This window comes from Candidatus Nitrospira bockiana (assembly GCF_965152565.1).
This window is the reverse complement of the sequence record NZ_OZ224215.1, coordinates 963,121-987,565: the sequence shown is the minus strand read 5'-3', so window position 1 is coordinate 987,565 and position 24,445 is coordinate 963,121. Positions and strand designations below refer to the sequence as shown.

Below are 24,445 nucleotides of genomic sequence, written 5' to 3'. Positions count from 1 at the left end.
TCACTCATTGGTGTGTCAAGAATCACGGGCGCGGCCAACCGACCCGGGTCTGCTTGACTTTAAACTTCGCGCTGACCTAGTATCGCCGCATGAATGAAGGGCCGCTGACCTCTTCGATGAACACGATGGCGGACGTGTGGGACGCCTATCGGAGCGAGCTCGAAGGAGTCGAAGATCAGATCCACAAGAACCTCGATTCGTCGGTGGCCCTCGTCAACACCGTAGCCGCTCACATTCTCAGCAGCGGCGGCAAACGCATCCGCCCCCTCCTTCTCGTGCTCTCCGCCCGCTTGTGCGGCTACACCGGCAAAGACGTGTTCATCCTCGCGAGCCTGGTCGAGTTCATTCATACGGCGACGCTCCTGCACGACGACGTCGTGGATGACGCAGACCTGCGGCGGGGCCGCCAGACCGCGCGAAAGGTCTGGGGCAACCAGATCAGCATCCTCGTCGGCGACTACCTCTATTCCAAGGCCATTTGTCAGATCGTCGGGTTCCGGAGCCAGGGCATCAACGAAGTCCTCTCCGAGGCCTGCCGGAAAATGGCCGAAGGCGAGGTGCTCCAGCTCTATTACAACGGCAACCCGCTCATCACCGAATCCGAATACCTCCGTATCGTCGAATACAAGACCGCCGGCCTCATCGCGGCGTCCTGCGCCATCGGCGCCATTGCCGGGAACGTGCCGGTGGAGAAGCAGGCCGCGCTCTTTCGATTCGGCCAACGGATCGGGATCGCGTTTCAAGTCGCCGATGACACGTTGGACTACGCCGCCAACGGGGACCGCCTGGGCAAGACGCTCGGACAGGACCTGCGCCAGGGCAAGACGACGCTGCCGCTGCTTCATCTGCTGCAGCACTGCTCCGACCAGGATCGCCAGATGATCAAGGATCGGATGGAAACCCGGACGCTGAGCGAGGCCGATCTCCATCGGATCATCGGGTTGATGCAGCAGTACGGCTCGATCGCCTACGCGCTCGAGCGAGCGAAGAGATTCGTGATGGCGGCAAATCTCGATTTAGCCTTATTCGAGGAGTCCTCCCCCAGACGAGCCCTGTCGATCGTGGCTGACTTCATGGTCCACCGCGATCGCTGACAGGTTGCTGAAAAAGCCCTCCAGCAGCGTTTTCAATCGCGCGACTTTCTGCGACGTCGCCCTGCGTACGCCCCAGTCGCCGCGCTCGTACGGCCTTGCTGGACGCCTCTTTGAGCAGTTGTAGGGTCCTTGATGACATTTTCGAGGCAAGCAGGAGCGACATGGCGAACCTGATACCATTCAAAGGGGTCTTGTACGACCCGGCGGTCATCAAAGACGTGGCCAAGGTCGTGGCCCCACCGTACGACGTCATCGACGCCGACTACCAACGGGCGCTGCACAGCCGGCATCCCAACAACGTCATCCGGCTGGAGTTGGGCTTGGACGAGCCGACCGACTCACCCTCGGTCAACCGCTACACCCGGGCGGCCGCGTGGCTGGCCGAATGGTTGGCCTCGGGCGTGCTCCGGCGCGACGCCGCCCCCGCCGTCTACCTGTACATGATCGACTACGAGGTGCCCGGCGCTCCGGGCGCGCATCGGGTGTTGAAGGGCTTCCTGTCGACCATCGAGTTGGAGGAATTCGGGAGCGGAAAGATTTTTCCCCATGAGAACACGCGGTCCGCGGCGAAGGCCGACCGTCTCCACCTGCTCGAAGCCTGCCGCGCCAACTTCAGTCCGATTTTCTCGCTCTACTCGGACCCTCGAGGGGAGGTGCTCGGCCTCCTCGAGCGTGCCGTCGACCTCAGCCGTCCCCGTGTGGATTTTCGTGACGACTCGGGGTTTCGGCAACGCCTCTGGAGCGTTACCGACCCGACCGTGCTGGGCTCCGCCGCGAACCTGATGAGGCCGAAGCCGTTGTTCATCGCCGACGGGCACCACCGGTACGAGACCTCGCTCCGGTATCGACAGCGTCGCCGGGAGCAGCTCGGCGGGAAGGCCCCGACGTCGGTCCAGCCATACGACGCGGTCTTGATGCTGTGCGCCGCGCTCGAAGACCCCGGCCTCACGGTCCTCCCCACGCACCGCGTCCTGACCAACCCGCTCCCCGACCTGACATCCGTCGAATCCCTGCTCCACCAGACCTTCGCGATCCAGGCGATCCCGCTCGCAGGACGCAGCGAGCCGGAGGCCAGGCGGGAGTTCCTCGGGCGATTGCGGGACCAGGGGCGAACGGGGACCGCCTTCGGGCTCGTCCTTCGTGACGCCCCCGCCTATCACGTATTGGACTTGAACCCCGAGCATCGGCCGGGTTCCGGCGCCTCCGAGCGGGACAAGCTCGACGTGTCGATTCTCCAGCAGCAGGTCGTGGCGAAGCTCTGTCCGACCCAAGCGGAGCAGGAAGCGATCGTCTATACGAAGGACGACGACGAGGCGATCGATCTCGTGCGCCAGGGCAAAGCGTCGGGAGCCCTGCTGCTCAACGCCACCAAAGTGAGCGAGGTCCGAGCCGTCGCGGCCTCCGGGGGCCGGATGCCCCACAAGTCGACCTATTTCTTCCCGAAGCCCTTAACGGGGCTGGTTCTCAATGTGATGGAGGAGTGATCGTGGTCCGCGTTTGGTCGGTTAGGTCCGTTGGGTCGGGTGAGTCGGTTGGTCGGTCAACGGACCTAACGGACATAACGGACCTCACGGAAATAACGGACGGGACGGACGGCGTATTGTCGAGGGTCGTATGAAGGCGAAGATCTTGGTCGTCGATGACGACGCGGACATCCTGACGGTGCTCAAGGACCGGCTCGTGTCGCTCCAGTACGAGACGCTGACGGCCGGCGACGGCGACCAGGCGCTGGAAGTGATCGAGCGCGAAACGCCGAACCTGATGTTGCTGGACCTCGAGATGCCGAAGCTGAGCGGCCTGGAAGTCCTCCAGCGCCTGTCGCAAGGGCGCCAGCGTGGTCGGGACGGGTTCGATCTCCCGGTCATCGTGATGACGGCGCACGGAACGATCCAAAAGGCCGTCGACGCGATGAAGGAAGGGGCCCACGACTTCCTCACCAAACCGATCGTCGTCGACCACCTGATCATCACCATCCGAAAGGCGCTCGAACGCGAGTCGCTCAAACGCCAGGTCGAAGTCCTTCGGACGGAGGTCGCGACCAAGTACGCCCGGATCGTCGGAACCAGCGCGCGTACCCAGTCCATGATCGAATTGGCCCAACGGGCGGCGAACTCCGACGCCAGCGTCCTCCTCCTGGGGGAAAGCGGGACGGGGAAGGAGCTGTTCGCACGCTCGATTCATCAGTGGAGCCCTCGCCGTACGGCCCCCTTCGTGGTCATCAATTGCGTGGCCCTGACCGAGACGCTGCTCGAAAACGAGCTGTTCGGTCACGAGAAAGGCGCGTTCACCGGAGCCGACCGTCTCGAGAAGGGAAAGCTCGAAATGGCGGACGGGGGCACCGTCTTCCTGGACGAGATCGGCGACATGCCGCTCGCGCTGCAGGCCAAGCTCCTCCGCGTTCTCCAGGATCACGAGTTCACCAGGGTCGGCGGCACACGGCTCGTGCGGGTCAACATCCGGGTCATCGCCGCCACCAACAAGGACCTCAAGCAGGCGGTCAAAGCCGGCGCCTTCCGAGAAGATCTCTTCTTCCGCCTGAACGTCGTGAACTTGACGCTGCCCCCGCTCCGCGAACGCCCCGAGGACATCGCCCAGCTCGCGGAGTTTTTCCTCAAACGGCACGCGGCCGAGCAGAAGCGGCCGAACATGAAGCTCACCGCGGACGCGATGGCGGCGCTCACGCGCTACCACTGGCCGGGCAACATCCGCGAGCTGGACAACATCATCGCCCGAGCCGTCATTCTCAGCCCGAAGGACGAGATCGAGGCCGAGCAGTTGCCCCTGTACGGTCAAGACACCGGGTCGGACAGGGAGTCGAGCCACGCGTACGACCATCTCCCCTATCACGATTCGATGGAGGGGCACAGCCGCGCGATCATTCTTCGCGCGCTCCGCCTCGCAAACGGCAGCCAAACCAAGGCGGCCGACATCTTGAAGCTCCAGCGGACCTACCTCGCCCGCCTGATCCGTCAAAAGAACATCACGTTGGACTAGCCCCGTCCGGGCATTCTCGCACGCGGAAGGATGACCCGGGCGGACTCCTCACGCTCCTGTGAGCCGTTCGAACCCTGTCTCATCCCTCTCGAAGCTGGTAGGATAAGCTGACGACGGAGGCCATCGTGGCGATCGATCCTGTCTGCGGCATGACCGTCGATGAAGCGCGCGCCCCGGCGACGGCCGAATATCAAGGCCGCACCTACTACTTCTGTGCCCCGGGCTGCAAGCGGGCCTTTGAAGCGGATCCCGCCAAGGTCTTGCGCGAGGGGCCGAAAGGGATGCCGCCCCCACCCGTCCAGATGGTGACGCTGACCCCGCGCCGCTCCTCGTCGTCGGCAGCCCCGCGCGCGACTTCACCGGCGTCGGCGCCCGTGAGCCCTACGCGGACAGGTGAGCAGGGCACCCCGGCCGCAGGCCGTGCGGAGACGGGCGGGGCTGCGAGGCGCGAGGCCCCTGCTCCCCCGCCGTCCACGGGTCATCGTGCTGCCGTCGCCCCGCAGGCTTCTCGGCAGGGACTTGCCACCGTGACAATCCCGATCGAAGGCATGTCGTGCGCGTCCTGCGTCGCCCGGATCGAGGACGGGCTCCGGACGTTCCCGGGTGTGGCCGCCGCCTCCGTCAACCTCGCCACCGAGAAAGCCACCGTCGACTATCTTCCCGGGACGACCGACCCGCGTGCGATCGCCGAGCGGATCGGCTCGCTCGGCTACACCCCGGTGCTGGCGCCCACGGCACACGAAATGGGTCCGGTCCCGCACGAAGCGCCGGATCGCGGGCTCGTCCGCCGGTTCTGGATCGCCGCGCTGCTGACGCTTCCCGTCATGGTCCTCGGCATGTCCGAGCATTTCGGGCTTCCGATTTCACAACAGACCTCCTTCTGGCTCCAGTTCGCCCTGGCGACCCCCGTTCAGTTCTGGGCCGGATGGCGTTTCTATCAGGGAGCCATTGCGGTCGCCCGGCACGGTGGAACCGACATGAACACGTTGATCGCCGTCGGCACGTCGGCGGCCTATGGCTACAGCGTCGCGGCCATGCTCGCCCCGCAGTGGTTCGCGGCCGGAGGCGTCGCCCCGGCGGTGTACTTCGATACGTCCACCGCGATCATCACGCTGATCCTCTTCGGACGGGTCCTCGAGAGCCGTGCCAAGGGCCGGGCGTCCGAAGCGATTCGACGGCTCGCGGGGCTGCAAGCGAAAGAGGCACACGTGATCCGAGGCGGACGCGAGTTCGACGTGCCGCTCGAGGAGGTGGCCGTCGGCGACCTCGTCGTCGTGCGGCCGGGGGAGAAGATCCCCGTGGACGGCGTGGTGCAGAGCGGCACCTCCGCCGTCGATGAATCGATGCTGACGGGCGAGAGTCTGCCGGTCGACAAGAAACCGGGGGATCCCGCCATCGGCGGCACGATCAACCAGGTCGGGAGCTTGAAGATCCAGGCCACCAACGTCGGCCGGGAGACGGCCCTGGCCCGCATTATCCGGGTGGTGGAGGAAGCCCAAGCGGCCAAGCCGCCGCTTGCCAAGCTCGCCGATCGCGTCGCGTCCGTGTTCGTCCCGTCGGTCATCGGCATAGCGGCGCTCACGTTTCTCTTGTGGCTGCTGTTCGGCCCGGCTCCGGCCTTCACCAAGGCGCTGCTCAATTTCGTCGCCGTGCTGATCATCGCGTGCCCGTGCGCCTTGGGGCTCGCCACGCCCACCTCGATCATGGTCGGCATCGGCAAGGGCGCTGAGCACGGCATTCTCATTCGGCGCGGCATCGCGCTCGAGCGTGCGCACGAGCTCACGACCGTCGTGCTCGACAAGACCGGCACCGTGACGGAGGGCAAGGTCGCCGTGGGCGAGGTGGTCTCGCTCGCAAAAGACTGGTCCGAGGAGCAGGTCCTGGCCGTCGCAGCGGCGGTGGAGCGCGGTTCCGAACACCCGGTGGGGCGGGCGGTCGTGCGCCGGGCCGAGCAACGCGGCCTGCCCTTGGAGGAGGCGAGCGAGTTCGTCGCGGTCCCGGGACACGGAATCCGAGCCCGACTGGGTGCGCGACGGGTCTTCATCGGCAACACCCGGCTGATGGAGATCGAAGGCGTGGACCTCCAAGAGGCCCAGCACGAGGTGAGCCGGCTGGCTGACAACGGCATGACGATCCTCTACGTCGCCGTACGGGAGGAGCAGGAGACGGCCGGGCCCAGGGTCGTGGGCTTGGTCGCGGTCAGCGATACGATCAAAGCGCACGCCCGTGAGGCGGTCCAGGCGTTGAAGGCCCTCGGTCTCGGGGTCGTCATGCTCACGGGCGATCACCGGCGGACCGCCGACGCGATCGCGCGGCAGGCAGGGATCGACCGGGTGCTGGCGGAAGTGCTGCCGGAACAGAAGGCGCGGGAGGTCAAGAAGCTTCAGGAGCAGGGCCAGGTGGTGGCGATGGTCGGAGACGGCATCAACGACGCGCCGGCGCTCGCCCAGGCCGACATCGGGATCGCGATCGGCACGGGGACGGACGTGGCGATGGAAGCGGCCGACATCACGCTGATCGGGGGGGACCTGCGCGCGGTGACCACGGCGATCGCCCTCTCCCGGGCGACGACCCGCAACATCAAGCAGAATCTCTTCGCCGCATTCGTGTACAACGTGCTGTTGATCCCGGCCGCGGCGATCGGCCTCTTGACGCCGATCTGGGCGGCCGCCGCCATGGCTCTCTCCTCCGTGAGCGTCGTCGGGAATGCCCTCCGCCTGCGCCGCTTCCAACCTCCGCTCGCCCGGATGCCGGAGCACGACCGACGCTGACCCCTCGCTCCCTGATCTCGCGGTCCATCCCTCCTTCCGGTCGTCACCCTATTCTTTCTCCCGTCCCCTCTATCCCATACCCCATATCACATATCCCTATCACCCATCCCCTACCACTGCCCCCATCTCACATACCCCATACCCCATATTCCCTACCCCATCTGTCAATGGTCTTGTCTTCACGCCGCCTCGTCGTTAGACTCCGGCAGTTCACCCTCATCCGAAAATACTTTCGAAGTACTGAGGCAAAATACCCGCGGGTGGCGCGGCGAACGGGCGCCCGACCGCGCGCAACGGAAGGGCCCCACTGCGGGATGGGTGGAGTGAGCACGATGGGGCTGTTCGCCGCGACAGGACCCGCGCAATACACCAACGAGACACGATTTATTTTCGGATTCGGGTCAACTCGCCGAAGGGAGGCGTCATGAAGAAGGTCCTCATCGGACTCGCCCTGTTCGTCGTCGTGGTGATCGCCGTCCTCCTCGCCGTCCCCTTCCTCATCGACCTCAACGCCTATCAAGACCGGTATCGCCCCCTCATCGAGAAGGCGCTGAACCGCAACGTGAAGTTCGACTCCATCCGGCTCACGATCGTCCCGCGTCTGGGCGCCCGCATCTCCGGCTTTACCGTTCTCGACGACCCCGCCTTCAGCTCCGGGGCCTTTGCATCGCTCGCCTCGCTGGACATCGGCATCAAGCTGATGCCGTTGCTCACCGGGCGAGTGGACGTGGAAGAGATCGTCTTAAAGGAGCCGAGGATCACGGTCATCAAGAATGCCCAGGGGGTGCTGAATGTCTCGACGCTCGGGGCCGGTGGACCGGCGGCCGCGGAAGAGAAGCGTACGCCGCCGGAGGGAGAAGGCCCGTTGCGGGCGCTGGCCTTACTGGCCGTTGATCAGGTGCTGCTCACGGACGGCCGGCTGACCTACCAGGATCGCGTCCCTGCGCCGCCGGTAGAGTATCGAGTCGAACAGCTCAACGTCCGTCTCGAATCCGTTCGACTCGGCGAAAGGGCTCGGATACATCTCGACGCGCTGGTCCAGCCCTCTAATGTGCCCGTGGCGCTCGACGGCACCGTCGGCCCGCTCGTGGAATCACTCGACCTGAAGGCGATCGACCTCATGGTAGGGGCCGGCAAAGTGGTGGTCGCCGTCAAGGGACGTGCAGTCGGCGGCCGCGCCGCATTCACCGTCACCGCCCCGCTCATCGACACGGCCGATCTCCCGGTTTCGCTGCCGTTGACCCGGCCCGTTCAGATCAAGGACCTCCTGCTCGACGCCGAAGCGGACTACCGATCGAACAAGCCTCCGCTCGAGACGGCGACGATCAAGACGATGAAGTTTGCCGCCGTCGCCGGCCGCTCCGTCGTGACCATCACCGGCAGCCTGGTCGGGGGTGAGGCGACGATGACCGCGACCGCCCCGGTGGTCAATACGACGGATGTTCCGATTCAGCTTCCCCTGAAGAAGCCGATCGACGTCACAGACGTAACGCTCCAGGCCCGATTGAAGGGCGAGCGCGCGACCGTCGAGACACTGTCGTTCAGGCTGTTCGGCGGCCAGGTGACTGCGCGCACGGGTGTCACGATCGAACCTCGCCGCCACCCCTTCGAGGCCGACGTCCACCTGCAGGGGGTCCAGCTAGGACCGGCCCTGGCCGCCGTCAACGACAACCTGGCCGTCAGCGGCACGGCGGGCGCACGGGTCCAGGTCGACGGGCGAGGTTTTTCGACGGCGGATCTCACCGCGGCCCTTCACGGCAGCGGCTTGTTCACCGTCAAGGACGGCAAGATCGAAGGCGTCAACGTGCTCCAGGAAGCGGCCGCACTGCTGAAAGCGGTCGGGGTCACACTTGATCCGGCGAAGGCCACGGTCTTCAATACGATCGATGGCGAGGTTTCCATCAAGGACGGACAGATCCGGATCACCCGCCTCATCGTGGACAGCCACGACTTCCACGGCACCGCGACGGGCACCATCGGCTTCGATCAACGTCTGAACCTGAAGGCCGCCCTCACGCTCTCGGAAGGGCTGAGCAAGCAGATGGCCGCGGGCGCCCCGGCGGTCCGTCTCGCCATGACCGGAGGCCGGCTGACCGTGCCGATGGTCGTCACCGGAACCGCTCAGGCGCCGGCGTTCGGATTGGACGGCAAGGCGGTCGCCGGGAAGGTGGAGCAGCGGGTGAAGGAGCAGGTCAAGGAGACGCTCGACGATGTGTTGAAGGGGAAGAAGATCGACCTGGACAAGGGACTCAAGCGGCTGTTCGGAGAATAGCGTCACACCTTGGAACGAGCGGCCGGGCAGCCCGGCCGCTCGACCTTTTAGGACGCCCGCCGAGTCGCGCGCTCCATCGGCGTCGCCTCCGCCGCCGCCCCGTAGCCGAAGTAGGCCGCGACGGCGGCCGTCAGGGCGTGGAGCCAAATATCGTGACTGAAAATCGGGATCAGCCCGAAGGTCGTGTTCAGGACGGGAATCAACCCCATCACCGCCAGCACGCCGTAGAAGACGGCAAGCCCTCTGGCGAACCCCACCGCCCCCGACAAGCTCCGTGCTCCGGCCAGGCCCCAGATTCCGATCCCCAGGTGCACGAGGTTGTGCAGGATGTTGACCGGGAACAGGCCCATCAGATAGCCATAGCCCGTTTCGACGGACACGGTCGGCGCCTCGGGAGGCGGCGCCGTCAGCAACCCGGGGATGAACCCCAGCGCGCCGACGAGCAGGTAGATCAGTCCCGCCGCCATCGCAAAGTTCCGTATCGTCATCGCGCCCTCCTTTCCTGGCCAAGGGCTCGTCGACCTCGATCTTTTACTCCTATTCTTCCGACCGATCGGATGCAGGCAGACGACCTCGCAGCCGATGGTCCGCGCATGACTGATGCGCATGTCGGAAGAAGAAGAGCCGGACGTGGGCTTCAGGAGGGCTCCAGGCGAACAATGATCGCTTCGTCGGGGCCCAGGACCTCGCTGGTCGGGTCGAACCGGGCGCCGGCAGCACGGGTGCCGGTCGAGAGCAGGACTTCCCCCCGCCCTTTGACCTCGGCCGACGTGAGCGTTTGCGGTCGGGAAGAAAAATTGACGGCGATCAGGACGGATTCCGCCGGGGGGCCGGACACCTCGCGCACGTAGATCAGGCATGCGAGCGGACCGCCCGTCACCTCGCGGTACCTGCCAGAGGTCAAGGCCACGGAGGACCGCCGGATTCGAATCAACCGGCGGTACAGCGAGAACACCGAGGCCGGATCGTCGGCGGCGGCGGCGGCGTTGACCGTGACGTAGTCAGGCGAAACGGGCAGCCAGGGCCGGCCGGTCGTGAAGCCCGCGTGAGGCGAGGCGTCCCATTGCATGGGCGTCCGGGCCGGATCGCGCCCGTGTTGGAACAGCCAGTAGCGGCGCGTGTACGGATCCCGGACGTCTCGGTACCGAAGCCGTCCGTCACGCATGCCGAGCTCTTCCCCGTAATAGAGAAACGGCGTCCCGCGCAGGGTGAGCAGCAGGACCGCGGCCGCCCTCGCCCGGCGATCGGCGGTCTCCGGATCGACCCCGCGCCCGTATCGGGTCGCGTGGCGGCTCTGGTCGTGATTGCTCAGGACCTGCGTCGGCCACCCTCCCGCCGGAACCGCCTCGTCCCACTCTCGGATGAGGCGGCGGAACACGACCGGATCCCACGCGGACTTGAGCAGCCGAAAGTTGAAGACGAGGTGCAACTGGTCGACGCCGGTTCCGTAAAAGGCGGCGGGTCCCCCCGGCGTGTCGGAGGAGGCCTCACCCACCATCACCGCCCCCGGGTAGGCGTCCGTCCACCTCCGCAACAGTTTGAGCACGTCGTGGGTCAACGGTTGGTCTCGGTTGTACCGTTGGATCCGGCGCAGGTAGGAGCGGACCGCGAAGAACCGGCGCGGGTTGTTGGGCCAGCGGTCGTCCTTGCCAATCCAGTTGATCGCGTCCAAGCGAAAGCCGTCCACCCCGCGATCCAACCAGAAGCGCATGACGTCGTGCATGGCCTGCTGCACGCCCGGATGGCTCCAGTTCAGATCCGGCTGCTCTTTCAAAAACGAATGCAGATAGTACTGGTTGGTCCGCCGATCCCATTCCCAGGCCGAGCCCCCGAACACGGCCACCCAGTTGCTCGGCGGCCGGCCGTACGGCCCCGCATCGGCCCACAGATACCAGTCACGTTTGGACGACTGCCGAGAGGAGCGCGATTCCAGGAACCAGGCGTGCTGGTCGGACGTATGATTGAGCACCAGATCCATCAAGACACGGATGCCTCGGCGGTGCGCTTCGGCCAGCAGGCGGTCGAAATCCGCCAGCGTCCCGAATCGCGGATCTACGTCGCAATAGTCGGCCACGTCATAGCCGAAGTCCTTCATCGGCGACGGGTAGATCGGCGACAGCCAGATCGCGTCCACGCCGAGCGATCGGTCGGTCCCATCGTTCAAGTAATCCAGCCGGCTGAGGATGCCCGGCAGATCCCCGATGCCGTCCCCGTTGGAATCCTGAAAGCTCCAAGGATAGATCTGATAGACGACGGCGTGACGCCACCAGGCCGGATCAGCTCCAGGGACCATCATCACCCGTTCAGGAACCGTCGCAGGGTGCGCGCGTTCTTCACCGCGTATCCCATCGCGTCGTTGTTGAAGTAGGCATAAACGTCGAGGCGGTCCCGCAGGTACCGCTTGATCGCCCGCGCCTCCTCGCGGAGCTCGGCGTCGGAATAGTCCGAGGCAAACATCTTGTTCCGACCGTGGTAGCGGAGGTACACGAAGTCGGTGGTCAGCACGTCCCGGCGGGAATATTTCGCGCCGTCCGCGATGCAGAGCGCGACCTTGTGCCGGCTCAACAGCCGATAGATCTCCTCGGTGAACCAGGAGTCGTGCCGAAACTCCACCACCAGCCGAAGCGAGCCGCGCTCCCGGGCCGCACCCTGGGCGGTCTCCAAAAACGTCGCGAGCCGGGTCGTGTCCTTTCGGAAGCTCGGCGGGAATTGAAGGAGGATCGGTCCGAGGTGTCCGTGCAGCGCGAGCGCGTTCCCGACGAACGTCCGCCAGGGCTCACCGACGTCGAGAAGGCGTTTGATATGGCTGATGAAGCGGCTGGCCTTCACCGCAAAGACGAACGCCTCAGGGACCTGCGTCGCCCACTTGGCGAACGTCTCGGGGCGGGGGAGATGATAGAAGGAGTAGTTGATTTCCGTGGTCGAAAATTCGCGGGCGTAGAATGCGAGGTAGTCCCGGCTGGGCAGATCGTCGGGATAAAACGGCCCCTTCCAGCTTCGATAGGTCCAGCCCGACGTCCCGATGAACAGCCGCCCCCGTGGTCGCGTGACCATGGGGAAAGTCTAACAGAGCACTTGCCGGGCCGCGAGGCTGATCCGACCCGCCTCCGCGTCACGCTGCACCTCGGCATACCGGTCCGGCGTCCCCACATCATTCCAATATCCGGTCATCTGATAGCTCAGCACCGTCTCGCCGGCCGCGAGGGCACGGACGTAGGCGTCGATGACCGACGACTCGACGCCCGAGGGAATCCCGTGCAACAGGCGGGGGTGCACGACGTGCACGCCGGCGAACATGCGACGACGCAGGGCGCCGGGCCCCTGCCGCCCGCGGCCGTTGATCCGCAGGACCCGATCCGTCTCGTCGATCTCCAGCACGCCCCACCGCTCGACCTCGGGGTCCTCGCGGACCACCATGGTGGCGATCGGATCGTGCTCGGCATGCCGTCGGAGCAGGTGGGTCAGATCAAGCTCGAGCAAGGTGTCGCCGTTCAGGACCAGGAAGGGCTCACCTTCGAAGAACCACTCGGCCTGCTTGAGGCCGCCGCCGGTCCCCAGCAGGACGGGCTCGGGCGAGTAGGTCAGCGCCATCCCGAGGCGCGAGCCGTCGCCCAGCTCTTTTTCGATCAGGTGCCCGAGGTGGTGAAGATTGATCATGACCTGTCGAATGCCGTGCCGCCGCAGCAGCAGGAGGTTCCACACGATCAAGGGCGTCCCGGCCACGGGCAGCAAGGGCTTCGGGGTCGTGAGGGTCAGCGGCCGGAGGCGGGTGCCCAGCCCCGCCGCGAGAATCATCGCGCGCATAGGAATGCGATGGGGATATGAGGTACGGGGGTAAAGGGGTATGTGCAAGATCCGAAAGGCAGATCGTCTGTGTAAGCGTTTACCATTCTATGCCCATTATCATGCTGTGCCCCCTACCCCTCTACCCCTTTACCCCTTACCCCTGCAGCTCCGGCACATAGGGCGTGAGGTGCTTCCTCAGGGTGGCGAGCTCGGGGTATTTCGCGAGATTGCGCGTCACGTAGCCCAAGACGCGGGGGATGTCGGCGAGGAACTTGGGGTTGTGCTTGACCCGATCGATATAGACGAACCGGCCGGCGGCCTTCAGGTTGCGCTGGATGCTCATGAAGTCGAAGATCCGGCGGAAACCGGCGCGGTCCGCGGCGATCGTCTTCTGCCCCGCCATGCGGTCCAAATAGTACTCGATGAGGTCGTCCACCAGGGGCTCCTCCAGTGCGATGTAGGCGTCGCGGAGGAGCGAGGCCAGGTCGTAGGCGGCCGGACCGAGCAAGGCATCCTGAAAGTCGAGGACGCCCAGGCGACGGCCGTCCACCATGAGGTTTCGGGAATGGTAATCACGGTGGGTGAAGACGCGCGGCTGCCGAGCCAGGATCTCGGCGATCTTCCTGAACTCCGCTTGGATCGGCTGCCAGTCGTCGGCGCACATCGGCCGGCCCTGTCGCGCGATGATCCCATACTCAATGAAGTGATCGAACTCCCACATCAGGAGCGGCACCTCGAACGCCCGGGTGAAGGCGAGACAGGCGGGATTGGGGGGCTGGGTCGCGGTTGTATGGAGGCGAGCGAGGATCGTGATCGCATGGCGGTACAAAGTTTCGACGTCCCGAGCCCGGGCATGGCGGCAGGCCTCGGCCAAGGTCAGGTCCCCGAAGTCTTCCAGATACAGCAACCCGGCCGCCTGATCGTAGTAGTACAAGGCGGGCACCGGCACCTGGGCCTTGGCCAGATGGTTCAAGATGTTGATGAACGGAAGCTCCGTGATCTCGACCTTCGCCCCGCTCACCGCCTCTTCGGACTGTTTGAAGCCTTCAGGAGAGGCGAGCTGCATGAGGATGACCGACTTCGTCGTGCCGTGGGCCAGGTCCAAGCGGAAGTACCGGCGGTTGGAGGCGTCACCGGCGAGCGGGGTTACCGCGGTGAGCGCGGCGGAGAAAGGAAGCTTGCTACGGACCGTCTCGGCGAGGAGCGCGTGATCGGGTGGAGCAGGAACGGCAGACGTCATCGAAAGCGAATTATACCCACGCCTGCCTCCGTTGTCACTGACAGCGACAGCCTCGACTAGGGCGACAACACCGGCGCCGAGCCCGCGCGCGTTACTCGGGATAGCAGCGGCTGGCTTGCTGCGGGCAGCCGTACCATGTCGAAGGACCGATTTGGCGTTGGTTCTGCTGGAGGTCCCAGGGTCCTGGCGCACGGCGGTAGATGCCGGGGCCGAACGGGTCGCGGGAGCCATAGGCGGGGACGGCCTCGGCGTCCGTGATCCCGTCGCTCTGACACCCGGCGGTACTCAGAAGCAGTCCGATCGTCCCGAAGATCAGCCCCAGCCCTTTGATCGTCATCGCATTCCTCCTTTGCCGGCCCATGATCAAGCTTGCGGCCCCACCGTCAGCCTGTCGGGTCAAACCCGGTTGCGGCACTGACAGGCCGAGGGGGCTCGGCTCCATCCTCCCCTATTTCGGTCGACAATGCTAGAGGGACGAAGTCCGCGGGCCGCGGGTGAGATGGAGGCCTTCGGCGTTGGCTGCTATAGTAGGCCTCGGGAGTCGTCCGGACTCAACGAGTACGGTTCTTCAAGGTGGCATCCGTATGTACGACGTGACGATCGTGGGCGGCGGCATCATCGGGCTCTCGGTGGGATGGGCGATCACGCGGCGATCTCCCGGGCTCACGCTGCTCGTCTTGGAGAAGGAAGGTCGGTGGGGATACCACCAGACCGGGCACAACAGCGGGGAAATCCACTCGGGCCTCTATTACCAGCCGGGCAGCCTGAAGGCGCGTCTGTGCCGCGAAGGCAACCGCCGCATGTTCGAGTTCTGCCGGGACTACGGCATCCCTCACGAACGCTGCGGCAAAGTCATCGTCGCGACCGAGGACAGCGAGCTGTCCGAGCTGGATTGGCTCCAGGAGCGTGCCGTGGAGAACGGCGTTCCCGTCCAAAGACTGAACCGGGAGGCGCTCCGCGAGATCGAGCCGCATTGCGGCGGCCTCGCTGCCCTCCATGTGCCCAGCACGGGGATCGTCGATTATCAGCAGGTCGCCGCCATGTTTGCCGAGCTGATTCAGAAAAGCGGAGGGGCGTTAAAGCGGAACTCGGAAGTCCAGGTCATCGTGCCCGAACACGCCCACCTTCGCGTCGAGACCTCGACCGGCGCGTACGACACCCGGTTCCTCATCAACTGCGCGGGTCTCCAGTCGGACCGGATCGCCAAACTGATGGGCCTGCGGACCGGCATGCTCATCGTCCCGATCCGGGGGGAGTATTATCGGGTGGTCGACGAAAAGCGCCATCTCGTCAGAACCCTCATCTATCCGCTGCCCAATCGGCGCTATCCGTTTCTCGGCGCCCATTTCACCCGCCAGCTCGACGGACGCATCCGGGTCGGGCCGAGTGCCGTGCTGACGCTCAGACGGGAAGGGTACGACGGAGTGGGGCTCGACTGGCGGGATGCCGGCGAGCTGTGCGCCTCATCCGCTTTCTGGCGATTCGTGGCGGCCAATTGGCGGCAGGGCGGGAAAGAATGGATGCGCTCCTTGAGCAAAAGGCTCCTCGTCCGTCGCCTTCAGAAGCTCGTGCCGGAGCTCCGCGCGGGCGATCTCATCGCCCGCCACATTGGCATCCGGGCCCAAGCCATACGGGGCGACGGCCGCATCACGGACGATTTCGTGATCCTCCACGGACCGCGCTCGATTCATGTCTGTAACGCCCCGTCCCCGGCGGCGACCGCCTCGATCCCGATCGGCGACGCGATCGTCGATCGCCTGCACGAGCAGGGAGTGCGCTAGGCGCCGCAACCGCACCCGCCGGTGCTCCTACCTCATGGCGGTAGAACCTTGAGGATCCCGTCTTCCAGCCATTCGGCCTTGCCGGCGAGAATCTCCTTCGCGAGGCCGTACACGATCGTGTCCTGATCCGAGACCGACCTCCCGACCGACAGCAACGGGCTGGGGTGGAAATCCTCGCGGATACGCGACCCCAAATAGCTCACGAGCGTCGGCACGAGCGGCTTCTCCCTGATCGTGGCTTGTGAGGCGTACCAGAGCGTCGCTTCGAGAGCGAAGAGGTCCATGGCGGCCTTGACGAGGCGTCTCGTCAGGAGCTGCTTCCGCGCGAGCCGCTGGCGCTCCCGCGCCGTAACCAGGAGGACGGCTCGGGCCAGATCCCGGGCGGCATGGTCGACGAACCGCTCCCAGGTTCGAAAGCCGTTCCGCCCCGCCCCGTTGTGCCCGTCGTGCGAGGGGGCCACGAAGGCACGAGACAGGACCTTCGCGAAGAACGGCGCCGCGTGCACCATCTCCTTGATCCGGCCGTCCAGGAAGGTCTGCCCCTGCTTCACGTACTCATCCAGCCCCTCACGCCCGATCCAGAGCGTCAGAATGCCGTTCGTCCCTTCCCAAATCACGTTGATCAGCGCGTCGCGCACCATGCGCTCCACCGGCACCGGCAGCTCCCCTCGGGAGCGGAGCGAATCGGGCGTCTCGAACCCTCGCCCCCCGTAGAGCCGGAACAGGTCGACCAGCGACTCCAGCAGCCATTCGGTCGCGAGAATCTTGGCGGCGGCGGACTCCAAGCGGACGTCCTGCTTGGCGTCCGCCCAGATCCCCGTGATCTGCACGATGGCCTCGAGCGCCAGGACCCGCGAGGCCATCATCACGAGCTTGCCGCCGACGTCCGTGTGCTCGCCGATCGGACGATCATATTGCACCCGGGCCTGGGCGCGGAGGCGCGCGTACCAGAGACACTTCTTCAAGACGCCCAAACAGGCCGCGGGGAGCGTCAGGCGGCCCACCGTGAGACTTTCCAGCGCACGGCGAAGTCCCGAGCCTTCCTCGCCGAGCCGATCGTCCACCGGAACGAACACGTCCCGAAGCTGGACCTGCCCGTTGTAGATGCCCCGTACACCGGTAAAACGCAGCCGCGTGCAGCGGCAGCCGGGCGTACCGGTCTCGACGATGAATGCACCGAACCGCCGCTGCTCCTTCGGCCGCTGCACCTCCTCCGGGGTCTTCACGATCTGTGCGATCACGATCAGCAGGGAGGCCAAAAACCGGCCGTCGCGAGACGGCGCGTTGGTCGTGTAGAGCTTCTCCGCGGTGAGCCGATAGCCGACGAGCCTCCCCTGCTCGACGACCGGCACCGCGTATGATCTGAGATCCCAGATGTCGCAGCCCGCGTTCGGTTCAGTGAGCGCGAACCCCGAGATCTCACCCCTCGCCAAACGCGGCAGGAAGCGTTCCTTCTGCTCGGGCGTCCCGACCAGCTTCAGCGGCTCCGCCACCCCGATCGAATTGTGCGCGGAAATGAGCACGGTCGTGGAGGCGTCATGCCCGCCGAGCAGCGTCGCGACCGCGTGATATTCCGACTGGGTGAGCCCCAGCCCGCCGTAGCCGCGAGAGATTTTCAACCCGAATGCGCCGATCTGCTTGAGGCCGGCCAGCACGTCCTCGGGAATCTCTCCGTCTCGATCGATCGTCTCCGGATCGACCTTCTCGAGCAACAGGGTACGGAGCCGGTCCAGGAAGGCGAGAGCCGGCGCTCCCAAGGGAGCGGGCGAACAGGCCTGAAAGAGGTGGCGCCGCACGACCCCTTCGAACAGGCCGGACAGGAACCCCGTGTAGGCCTTCGTATCGCGGGCGCGCTCGGCCGCGCCGAGCGAGCCCTGGAACAAGCTCCGGCCTGCCTGTGTCGCCGCCATGGCGCCTCCTTTATCTATTTCCTAATAGGCCGACGACCATCGGGCGCGGCTCGGCGCACCGGCGAGGGACTCGGCATTGTCCGCGGACACGGCGGAGAACCGTTGCATGCGGGCTCGCAAGCGCTCTTCGAACCGCGGCAGCGACACCGACACGCCGTGTCGCGCCAGTACCGACAGGATCCCCGCCTCCTCCTGCACGGACTGGACGACGGCGAGATATCCGCACCGGAGAAGATGAACGCGGTCGCGAAAGCTCAAGAAGCTCCGGTCGAAGATCAATTTCTCCGACGCGCTCGGCGAGATGGTGAAGAACCGATCGGGATATTCCCGCCGATAGACCTCCAAGGCCAAGGACAGGCGGGCCTCCAAGTTGATGCGGGAGGCGTGCTCGGCGATCCATAAGAACCCCCGGTGCTCGGCCTGGGCCGCCGGGCTCGGCAGCTCTCTTCGAGTCGTCGCCCCGCCCACGTGGGAGCTCGGATGAATGATCAGCATGAAATCCACGGCCTTTGCAATCGTCAGCTCGAAGCAGGCGAACCGGCCGATGCCGGCGTCGATGTATTGACGGGTGCCGATGCGCACCGGGCAAAAATAGATCGGGGCGGCCGAGGACGCGGTGATCGCCTTGGAGATCCGCACATCCCGGTATCCGTCGTCGCCGAAGAGGACGCTCTCGCCGCTGTCCAGATCGATCGCCGGGATGTACAGGGGACGCGGGAGGGCCTCGAACTGATCGCTGAGCCCCTTCGCCGCGAAGGTGGCTTCCAAATACCGTGCAAACGGATCGAGCGTGTAGATGCCGGCGGGCAGCGACTCCTGCGCGCGCTCGAGGAGGTCCATGAGGCCCATCTCCCGGCGATGACGAAGATACAGCTTGAACACCGGGCTCAATTGCTGAACGGCTCGCGCCATGCTCTTGAAGCCCTCGCCGACCGCCGGGACGAAGATGTCGCGCCGCTCGAAGTAGTAGGGGCGTTCATTGGTGAGGTTCGCGACCAGGATCTCGGCCGGCCTGACCCCGTTCGCCATGAGCGCGGCCGCCGCCGATCCCGCGCTGACGCCGACGTAGAAGTCGAAGTCATTGACGCTGAACCCGTCGTCGAACAGGTCGTCGAGCGCCGTCAAGGCGCCGATTTCGAACAGATACCCGGTGAAGCCTCCCCCCGACAGCGAGAGCGCGAGCCTAGATCGTCGCTCCATCTGGGCCCTCCTTCCTCCGCCTACCGGCCTTTGAACTGCGGCTGCCGTTTGTCCAGGAACGCCCCCACGCCTTCCCGCTTGTCTTCCGTCTCGCACAGATCGCCGAAGAGTCGCGCCTCGTTGGCCAGTCCCTCCTCGAGGCCGTCCTTCGCGCCTTGTCGCACGGCGCGAAGGACGGCGCGCACGGCCAATGGACCTTTCGCGGCAATCCGGCGGGCGAGCCCCTGCGCGTGCCGCACCAGGTCGTCGGCCGATACGACCTGCGAGATCAACCCAACGGCTTTCCCCTCCGTGGCCGAGATCGGATCGCCGGTGAGGATCAGCTCGAGCGCTTTGGAGGGCCCCACCAGACGCGGGAGGCGCTGCGTCCCGCCGAATCCCGGAATGATCCCCAAATTGATCTCGGGTTGCCCGAGCCGGGCGGTGTCGGCCGCCAGACGGATGTGGCACGCGAGCGCCAGTTCCAGACCGCCTCCGAGACACACCCCGTTGATCGCGGCGATCACCGGCTTGTCAAGCGACTCGATCTTGTTCAAGATCGCCTGTCCCCGCCGCGCCAACTCCATGCCCTCCTGAGCCGAGCCGATGGCGGCAATCGCCCGGATGTCGGCGCCGGCTACGAAGAAGCGGCCCGTCCCGGTGATCACGACGGCCTTAACCGCGGTGTCCTGCCCCAGGCTCTCGAACACTCCATCCAATTGCGTCAGGATGTCGACCGTGAGCGCGTTGACCGGCGGATGATTGAGCGCCACGGTGGCGACCCCGCTCTCGATCAGGCAGGAAAGGGGATTGGCAACGACGGTCATGGCATCCTCCCGCGAAGTCCGACACGCCTGGTCCAGGCGATCGGGTCACTGGATCAATCAATAGGTGAAGAACCCTCGCCCGGCCTGACGGCCCGTGAAATTGGCCGCCACCATCCGCCTCAGGATCGGCGCAGGCCAAAACCGGGGTCCGAGCGCACGGGTATGGTCCTCCAACTCATGGAGCACGTGCTCGATGCCCAGGCGATCGGCATAGTGCAGGGGACCTTCCTTGTCCGTGGGGAAGCCGGTGCCGGCCACCATGGCCAGATCGATCTCCCGCGCCGCCGCGATTCCTTCCTGAAGCGCAAGAGCCGCCTCGTTCACCATGGCCAAGAGGAGGCGGCTCGACTTCCACGTCGTCCGGGCGCTCCCGGTCTCGCGGCGGACCTGCTCGATGAGCCGCTCGACGTCCCCGGTCTCCGGGCCGCCGTACTCGTAGAATCCCCGCCCGCTCTTCAGACCCAAGCGCCCCGCCTGCACCAAGGCGGCCAAGAGCGGCGCCGGCGCCATCCGGGGCCCGTAACTCTCGTGCAGGATCCGGGCGACGTCGTACGCGACGTCGAGCCCGACGCTGTCGAGCAGCGTGAAGGGCCCCACGGGCATTCCGAACGCGGTCATCTCCTGCTCGATGTCCTTCATCGACGCGGCCCCTTCTTGAAGGCAGAGGACCGCCTCGTTCAAATACGCCATCAAGAGCCGGTTCACGAGAAATCCCGCACATTCCTTCACGACGATCGGAACTTTTCGAATGCTCTCGACGAAGCTCACGATGTCGCCGACCGTGTCCGCCTCGGTGGCTAAACCGGGGATGACCTCGACGAGCGGCATGGCATAGGCGGGATTGAAGAAATGCAGGCCGAGCACCTTGCCTGGACGCCGTGTCACGGCACCGAGGGCCGAGATCGACAGGGCGGAGGTGTTGCTGGCGAGCACGGCCCCGGGAGAGCAGGCGGCGTCCAGGTCACGCAGGACCTGCCGCTTCAGCTCCAGCTGCTCCGGTACGGCCTCGATCACGAGATCGACGTCTTTGAACGCCTCGGCGCCGACCGTCGCGGAGACCAGCAGCATTTTCTCCTCGAGCTGCTCGGGGGTCATCTTTCCTTTCTCCACCCGGGCCTGGTACAGCCGCCGGACCATTTCGACTCCGCGCTGTGCCAGGGCCGGCGTCATATCGGTCAGGACGACGGGGAGCCCGGCGAAACTGATGACCTGCGCGATCTGCGCCCCCATCGTTCCCGCCCCGACGATGGCAACCTTGTACACGTACATGGTGCACCTCTTTCCGCTCGGGGTTACACGCGTTCCAGCACCAATGCGGCGCCTTGCCCGCCGCCCACGCACATCGTCACCGCCCCCAGCGCGGCATCGCGGCGTCGCAATTCATGCAGCAGCGTGACGACCAACCGGGTGCCCGTCATGCCGACGGGGTGGCCGAGCGCGATCGCGCCTCCGTTCACGTTCACCCGCTCCCGCTCGAGACCCAGCAGCCGCTCCACGGCCAGATACTGCGCGGCGAACGCCTCGTTGACCTCGAGCGCCTCGAGATCCGTCAGGCCCACTCCGGCCCGCTTGAGCGCGAGCGGCAGCGCTTCCGCCGGCCCAATGCCCATTCGGGTCGGGTCCACGCCGACGAAGGCGTACCCGCGGATCCGCCCCATGGGGCGAAAGCCCAATTCACGGGCCCGATCGGCGGACATGACCAGCGCGGCGGCGGCGCCGTCGTTGAGGGGACAACTGTTGCCCGCGGTCACCGTCCCCCCTTCCTTGAACAGCGGGGGATAGAGCGCGAGCTGCTGCTCGGTCAGCCCGACGTTGGGCCCTTCGTCCTGCGTCAGGACCGCCGGCGCGACGTCCCGGCCCGCCACGGACTTGGGGATCGTGAGCGACATCGTCTCGTCCTTGAACCGCCCCTCCCGCAGTGCTCGGAACGCCTTCCGATGGCTCTCGACCGCGTACCGGTCCTGCTCCTCCCGGGTAATCCCGAACTCCTCCGCCAAGTTCTCCGCGGTTCTCCCCATGAGCTGGCCGCAGACCGGATCGGTGAGACCCTCCCACAAGCTGTCGAGGAATTCGGTATGGCGCAGCCGCTTGCCCCAGCGCATATCCCGGACCACGTACGGGGCGCGGCTCATGTTCTCCACCCCGCCGACGATCTGCACGTCGGCGTCCTCGCTCTGGATGTTCTGAAAGGCGTTGACGAACGGCTGCAGGCCGGATGAGCAGTTCCGTTGGACCGAGTAGGCGGGGGTTCGAATGGGGAGGCCGGCCATCAATGCGATGACCCGCGCGATGTTCGCCGCATCGGTGAACTGCCCGACGCAGCCGATGATCACCTCCTCGACCAGCTCCGGGGCCAAGCCGGTCCTGGCCAGCAGCTCCCGGACGACCAACTCGCCCAATTTCTGCGCCGGGATCTCTTTGAGCGCGCCTCCGAAATTTCCGATCGGCGTCCGTACGCCCGCCACGATCACGACGTCTTTCATGGCTCCTCCCCGGCCGGTCAGCTCATCCGGCCTTTCGCGTCTGTCCCTCCTCCGCCGGCCGCATCATCGCCTCTTCCTCTTGCAAGGCCCTCCGCAGCACTTTTCCGACCAACGTCCGCGGCAGTTCCCGACGAAAGGCGATGCTCGACGGCACCTTGAACCGAGCGAGCGACACCCGGCAATGGGCAATGAGCTCCGGCTCGGTGGCGGTTCGCCCTTCATGGAGCACCACATACGCCTTCACGGCCTCGCCGAGGTGACGGTCCGGAACGCCCACCACGACGGCATCCTTGACCGCCGGATGCCGGAACAGGACCTCTTCGACCTCCCTGGGGTAGACGTTTTCCCCGCGGGTCTTGATCATGTCTTTCTTCCGGTCGACCAGGTAGAAGAACCCCGTCTCGTCTTGCCGGACGAGGTCGCCCGTATACAACCATCCGTTGCGGATCACCGACCGTGTCTCGGCCTCGTTGTTCCAATAGCCTTGCATGATCTGTGGGCCTCGGACGGTCAGCTCCCCCACCTCCCCGATCGGGACCACACGCTCGCCGGTTTCCGCATCGACGATGCGCGCCTCCGTATCCGGGAACAGCACGCCGATGGAGCCCCGCGGCCCCTTGCCGTGGACGGGATTACAGTGCGTGACCGGCCCCGCCTCCGTCAGACCATAGCCCTCGGTAATTCTGACCCCCGTCAACCGTTCGAATCGGTCCTGGACCTCGGCATGGAGCGGGCTCGCCCCGCTCAGGCAGACGCGAAGCGAGCGCAGATCGTACCGATGGACCTTGGCATACTCACTGATCTTCAGGAACATCATCGGAATGGCGGAGAAGACGGTCACGCGATGCTTGTGGATGGCGTCCAGCACCTCCACCACATCGAACCGCGGGAGCAGGACGAGGGAGGCGCCTGCCATGATCGCCAGATGCTGGCAGGTGCTGAGTCCGTAGACATGGAAGAAGGGGATGACCCCCAGGAAGACCTCCTCGCCTTCCCGGCAGCCGGTCATCCAGGTCCGGCATTGGACGGCATTCGCCACGACGTTGCGGTGGCTCAGCATGACGCCCTTCGGCACGCCGGTCGTTCCCCCCGTGTATTGGAGCAACGCGAGGTCATCCGGCTTGGGGCCGTCAGGGAGGGGTGGGGCTTCGGCTTGCCCCTCCATCCCCTCGAGCAGGCCGACGAAATCGTAGACGGGCGGATGTCTCGGGACATGGACCCATCTGCCGTTGATCCTGGCCTTGAGCGGGTAGAGCAGCCGCTTGACCGGCGGGAGGAAATCCCGAACGCTGGTCACGATGAGGCGTTTCAGCCCCGTACATTGTTGGACGGCCCGAATGCGCGGAACGAACAGATCCAGGGCCAGGAGGGTCTCGGCGCCGGAATCACGCAGTTGGGTTTCGATCTCCCGTTCGAGGTAGAGCGGGTTGACCTGCACGACGACGGCCCCGGCCGCAAGCGCGCCGTAATAGCCGATGACGGCCTGAGGAATATTGGGCAGCATGATGGCGACACGATCACCGGGACGGCAGCCAAGACGTCGCAAGGACACGGCAAATCGGCGGGCGAGGTGATGAAACTCGGCGAAGGTGAGGCGGGTTCCGTAGAAGAGCAGGGCCGTCGAGTCGGGGAACCGCGCGGCCGAGCGGGCCAGCAGCTCGGGGACCGTGCAATCGGGATACGCGCAGGTCGTCGGGACATCCTGAAGGTCATGCTGAGTCCAATAGCGCTGCATCTACTCACCCCCTGAAGTCCGAACGGTCGTCGGTCGAAGGGCGCCAGCACTACCGCAAAACGAACGATGTGAGCGGGGCACCTCCTTGGTTGGTGATCGAAGTTACCTGCATGATCGAGTATACTTCCCCTACTCCACTGACTTCGTCCTGACAATCGTCCTTAAGAAGAACGACCATCACCCGTTTGGTGCGGCGATTCCTGACTCTACCTGGATCTGCGTGCGCGGGATATCGGAGACGCACGACGCGGTCGTGTCAGTGATGTAGGTAAACTTCCCGATCTCTCTCCTCTGGCCTGTGGTGGCGGTCGTCTTGCACGCCTTTGCACCGTTCACTATAGTGCTCGGAAGCGCTCGGCATCGACCATGCCGT

General features: G+C 65.5%; 18 protein-coding genes. 6 read left to right on the top strand and 12 right to left on the bottom strand.

Features of this window, described 5'->3' with window-relative positions:
* The first annotated feature begins 89 nt into the window (after positions 1 to 89).
* From ACWHYV_RS04980 to gspN, 5 genes are all read left to right on the top strand, one after another.
* Positions 90 to 1,094, top strand: a complete 1,005-nt coding sequence (locus ACWHYV_RS04980) for a polyprenyl synthetase family protein (RefSeq protein WP_447979554.1) — start codon at positions 90 to 92, stop codon at positions 1,092 to 1,094.
* Between the two features lie 161 nt (positions 1,095 to 1,255).
* Complete coding sequence (locus tag ACWHYV_RS04975) at positions 1,256 to 2,578, top strand: DUF1015 domain-containing protein (protein WP_447979553.1); 1,323 nt, start codon at positions 1,256 to 1,258, stop codon at positions 2,576 to 2,578.
* A gap of 130 nt (positions 2,579 to 2,708) precedes the next feature.
* A complete protein-coding gene (locus ACWHYV_RS04970; protein WP_447979552.1) occupies positions 2,709 to 4,088 on the top strand; it encodes a sigma-54-dependent transcriptional regulator in 1,380 nt (459 codons plus the stop codon).
* 125 nt (positions 4,089 to 4,213) lie between these two features.
* Positions 4,214 to 6,859: a heavy metal translocating P-type ATPase gene (locus ACWHYV_RS04965; protein WP_447979551.1), complete on the top strand. Its 2,646-nt coding sequence runs from the start codon at positions 4,214 to 4,216 to the stop codon at positions 6,857 to 6,859.
* 424 nt (positions 6,860 to 7,283) lie between these two features.
* Positions 7,284 to 9,131: a type II secretion system protein GspN gene (gene gspN / locus ACWHYV_RS04960; protein WP_447979550.1), complete on the top strand. Its 1,848-nt coding sequence runs from the start codon at positions 7,284 to 7,286 to the stop codon at positions 9,129 to 9,131.
* Positions 9,132 to 9,178: 47 nt separating this feature from the next.
* Here the strand turns inward: gspN and ACWHYV_RS04955 are convergent, their stop codons facing one another.
* From ACWHYV_RS04955 to ACWHYV_RS04930, 6 genes are all read right to left on the bottom strand, one after another.
* Positions 9,179 to 9,619: a DUF4383 domain-containing protein gene (locus tag ACWHYV_RS04955; RefSeq protein ID WP_447979549.1), complete on the bottom strand. Its 441-nt coding sequence runs from the start codon at positions 9,617 to 9,619 to the stop codon at positions 9,179 to 9,181.
* A gap of 149 nt (positions 9,620 to 9,768) precedes the next feature.
* Positions 9,769 to 11,427, bottom strand: a complete 1,659-nt coding sequence (locus ACWHYV_RS04950) for a glycoside hydrolase family 13 protein (RefSeq protein WP_447979548.1) — start codon at positions 11,425 to 11,427, stop codon at positions 9,769 to 9,771.
* Entirely contained in the window at positions 11,427 to 12,185 is a 759-nt protein-coding gene (locus ACWHYV_RS04945) for a DUF72 domain-containing protein (protein WP_447979547.1), read from the bottom strand. The genes ACWHYV_RS04950 and ACWHYV_RS04945 overlap by 1 nt, the downstream gene beginning before the upstream one ends.
* A gap of 9 nt (positions 12,186 to 12,194) precedes the next feature.
* Positions 12,195 to 12,935, bottom strand: a complete 741-nt coding sequence (locus tag ACWHYV_RS04940) for a nucleotidyltransferase family protein (protein ID WP_447979546.1) — start codon at positions 12,933 to 12,935, stop codon at positions 12,195 to 12,197.
* Between the two features lie 136 nt (positions 12,936 to 13,071).
* Positions 13,072 to 14,157 carry an aminoglycoside phosphotransferase family protein gene (locus ACWHYV_RS04935; protein ID WP_447979545.1) on the bottom strand — a complete coding sequence of 362 codons (1,086 nt, stop codon included), beginning with the start codon at positions 14,155 to 14,157 and terminating at the stop codon, positions 13,072 to 13,074.
* Between the two features lie 91 nt (positions 14,158 to 14,248).
* Positions 14,249 to 14,494, bottom strand: coding sequence for a hypothetical protein (locus ACWHYV_RS04930; protein WP_447979544.1), 246 nt, complete (start codon positions 14,492 to 14,494; stop codon positions 14,249 to 14,251).
* A 247-nt stretch (positions 14,495 to 14,741) separates the two neighbouring features.
* On the opposite strand from ACWHYV_RS04930, the gene lhgO reads away from it, so the two are divergent.
* Positions 14,742 to 15,938: an L-2-hydroxyglutarate oxidase gene (gene lhgO / locus ACWHYV_RS04925; RefSeq protein ID WP_447979543.1), complete on the top strand. Its 1,197-nt coding sequence runs from the start codon at positions 14,742 to 14,744 to the stop codon at positions 15,936 to 15,938.
* Positions 15,939 to 15,970: 32 nt separating this feature from the next.
* Here lhgO and ACWHYV_RS04920 read toward each other — a convergent pair whose 3' ends face one another.
* The 6 genes from ACWHYV_RS04920 to ACWHYV_RS04895 are packed head-to-tail and all read right to left on the bottom strand — an operon-like array spanning position 15,971 to position 24,072.
* The gene (locus ACWHYV_RS04920) at positions 15,971 to 17,848 is read right to left on the bottom strand and encodes an acyl-CoA dehydrogenase family protein (protein WP_447979542.1); all 1,878 of its coding nucleotides are present in this window, start codon (positions 17,846 to 17,848) and stop codon (positions 15,971 to 15,973) included.
* A gap of 21 nt (positions 17,849 to 17,869) precedes the next feature.
* Positions 17,870 to 19,048, bottom strand: coding sequence for a patatin-like phospholipase family protein (locus tag ACWHYV_RS04915; RefSeq protein ID WP_447979541.1), 1,179 nt, complete (start codon positions 19,046 to 19,048; stop codon positions 17,870 to 17,872).
* A gap of 20 nt (positions 19,049 to 19,068) precedes the next feature.
* The gene (locus tag ACWHYV_RS04910) at positions 19,069 to 19,854 is read right to left on the bottom strand and encodes an enoyl-CoA hydratase (protein WP_447979540.1); all 786 of its coding nucleotides are present in this window, start codon (positions 19,852 to 19,854) and stop codon (positions 19,069 to 19,071) included.
* 57 nt (positions 19,855 to 19,911) lie between these two features.
* Entirely contained in the window at positions 19,912 to 21,123 is a 1,212-nt protein-coding gene (locus tag ACWHYV_RS04905; RefSeq protein WP_447979539.1) for a 3-hydroxyacyl-CoA dehydrogenase, read from the bottom strand.
* Between the two features lie 23 nt (positions 21,124 to 21,146).
* A complete protein-coding gene (locus ACWHYV_RS04900) occupies positions 21,147 to 22,337 on the bottom strand; it encodes a thiolase family protein (protein WP_447979538.1) in 1,191 nt (396 codons plus the stop codon).
* A gap of 22 nt (positions 22,338 to 22,359) precedes the next feature.
* Positions 22,360 to 24,072, bottom strand: a complete 1,713-nt coding sequence (locus ACWHYV_RS04895) for a long-chain-fatty-acid--CoA ligase (protein WP_447979537.1) — start codon at positions 24,070 to 24,072, stop codon at positions 22,360 to 22,362.
* Positions 24,073 to 24,445: the final 373 nt, after the last annotated feature.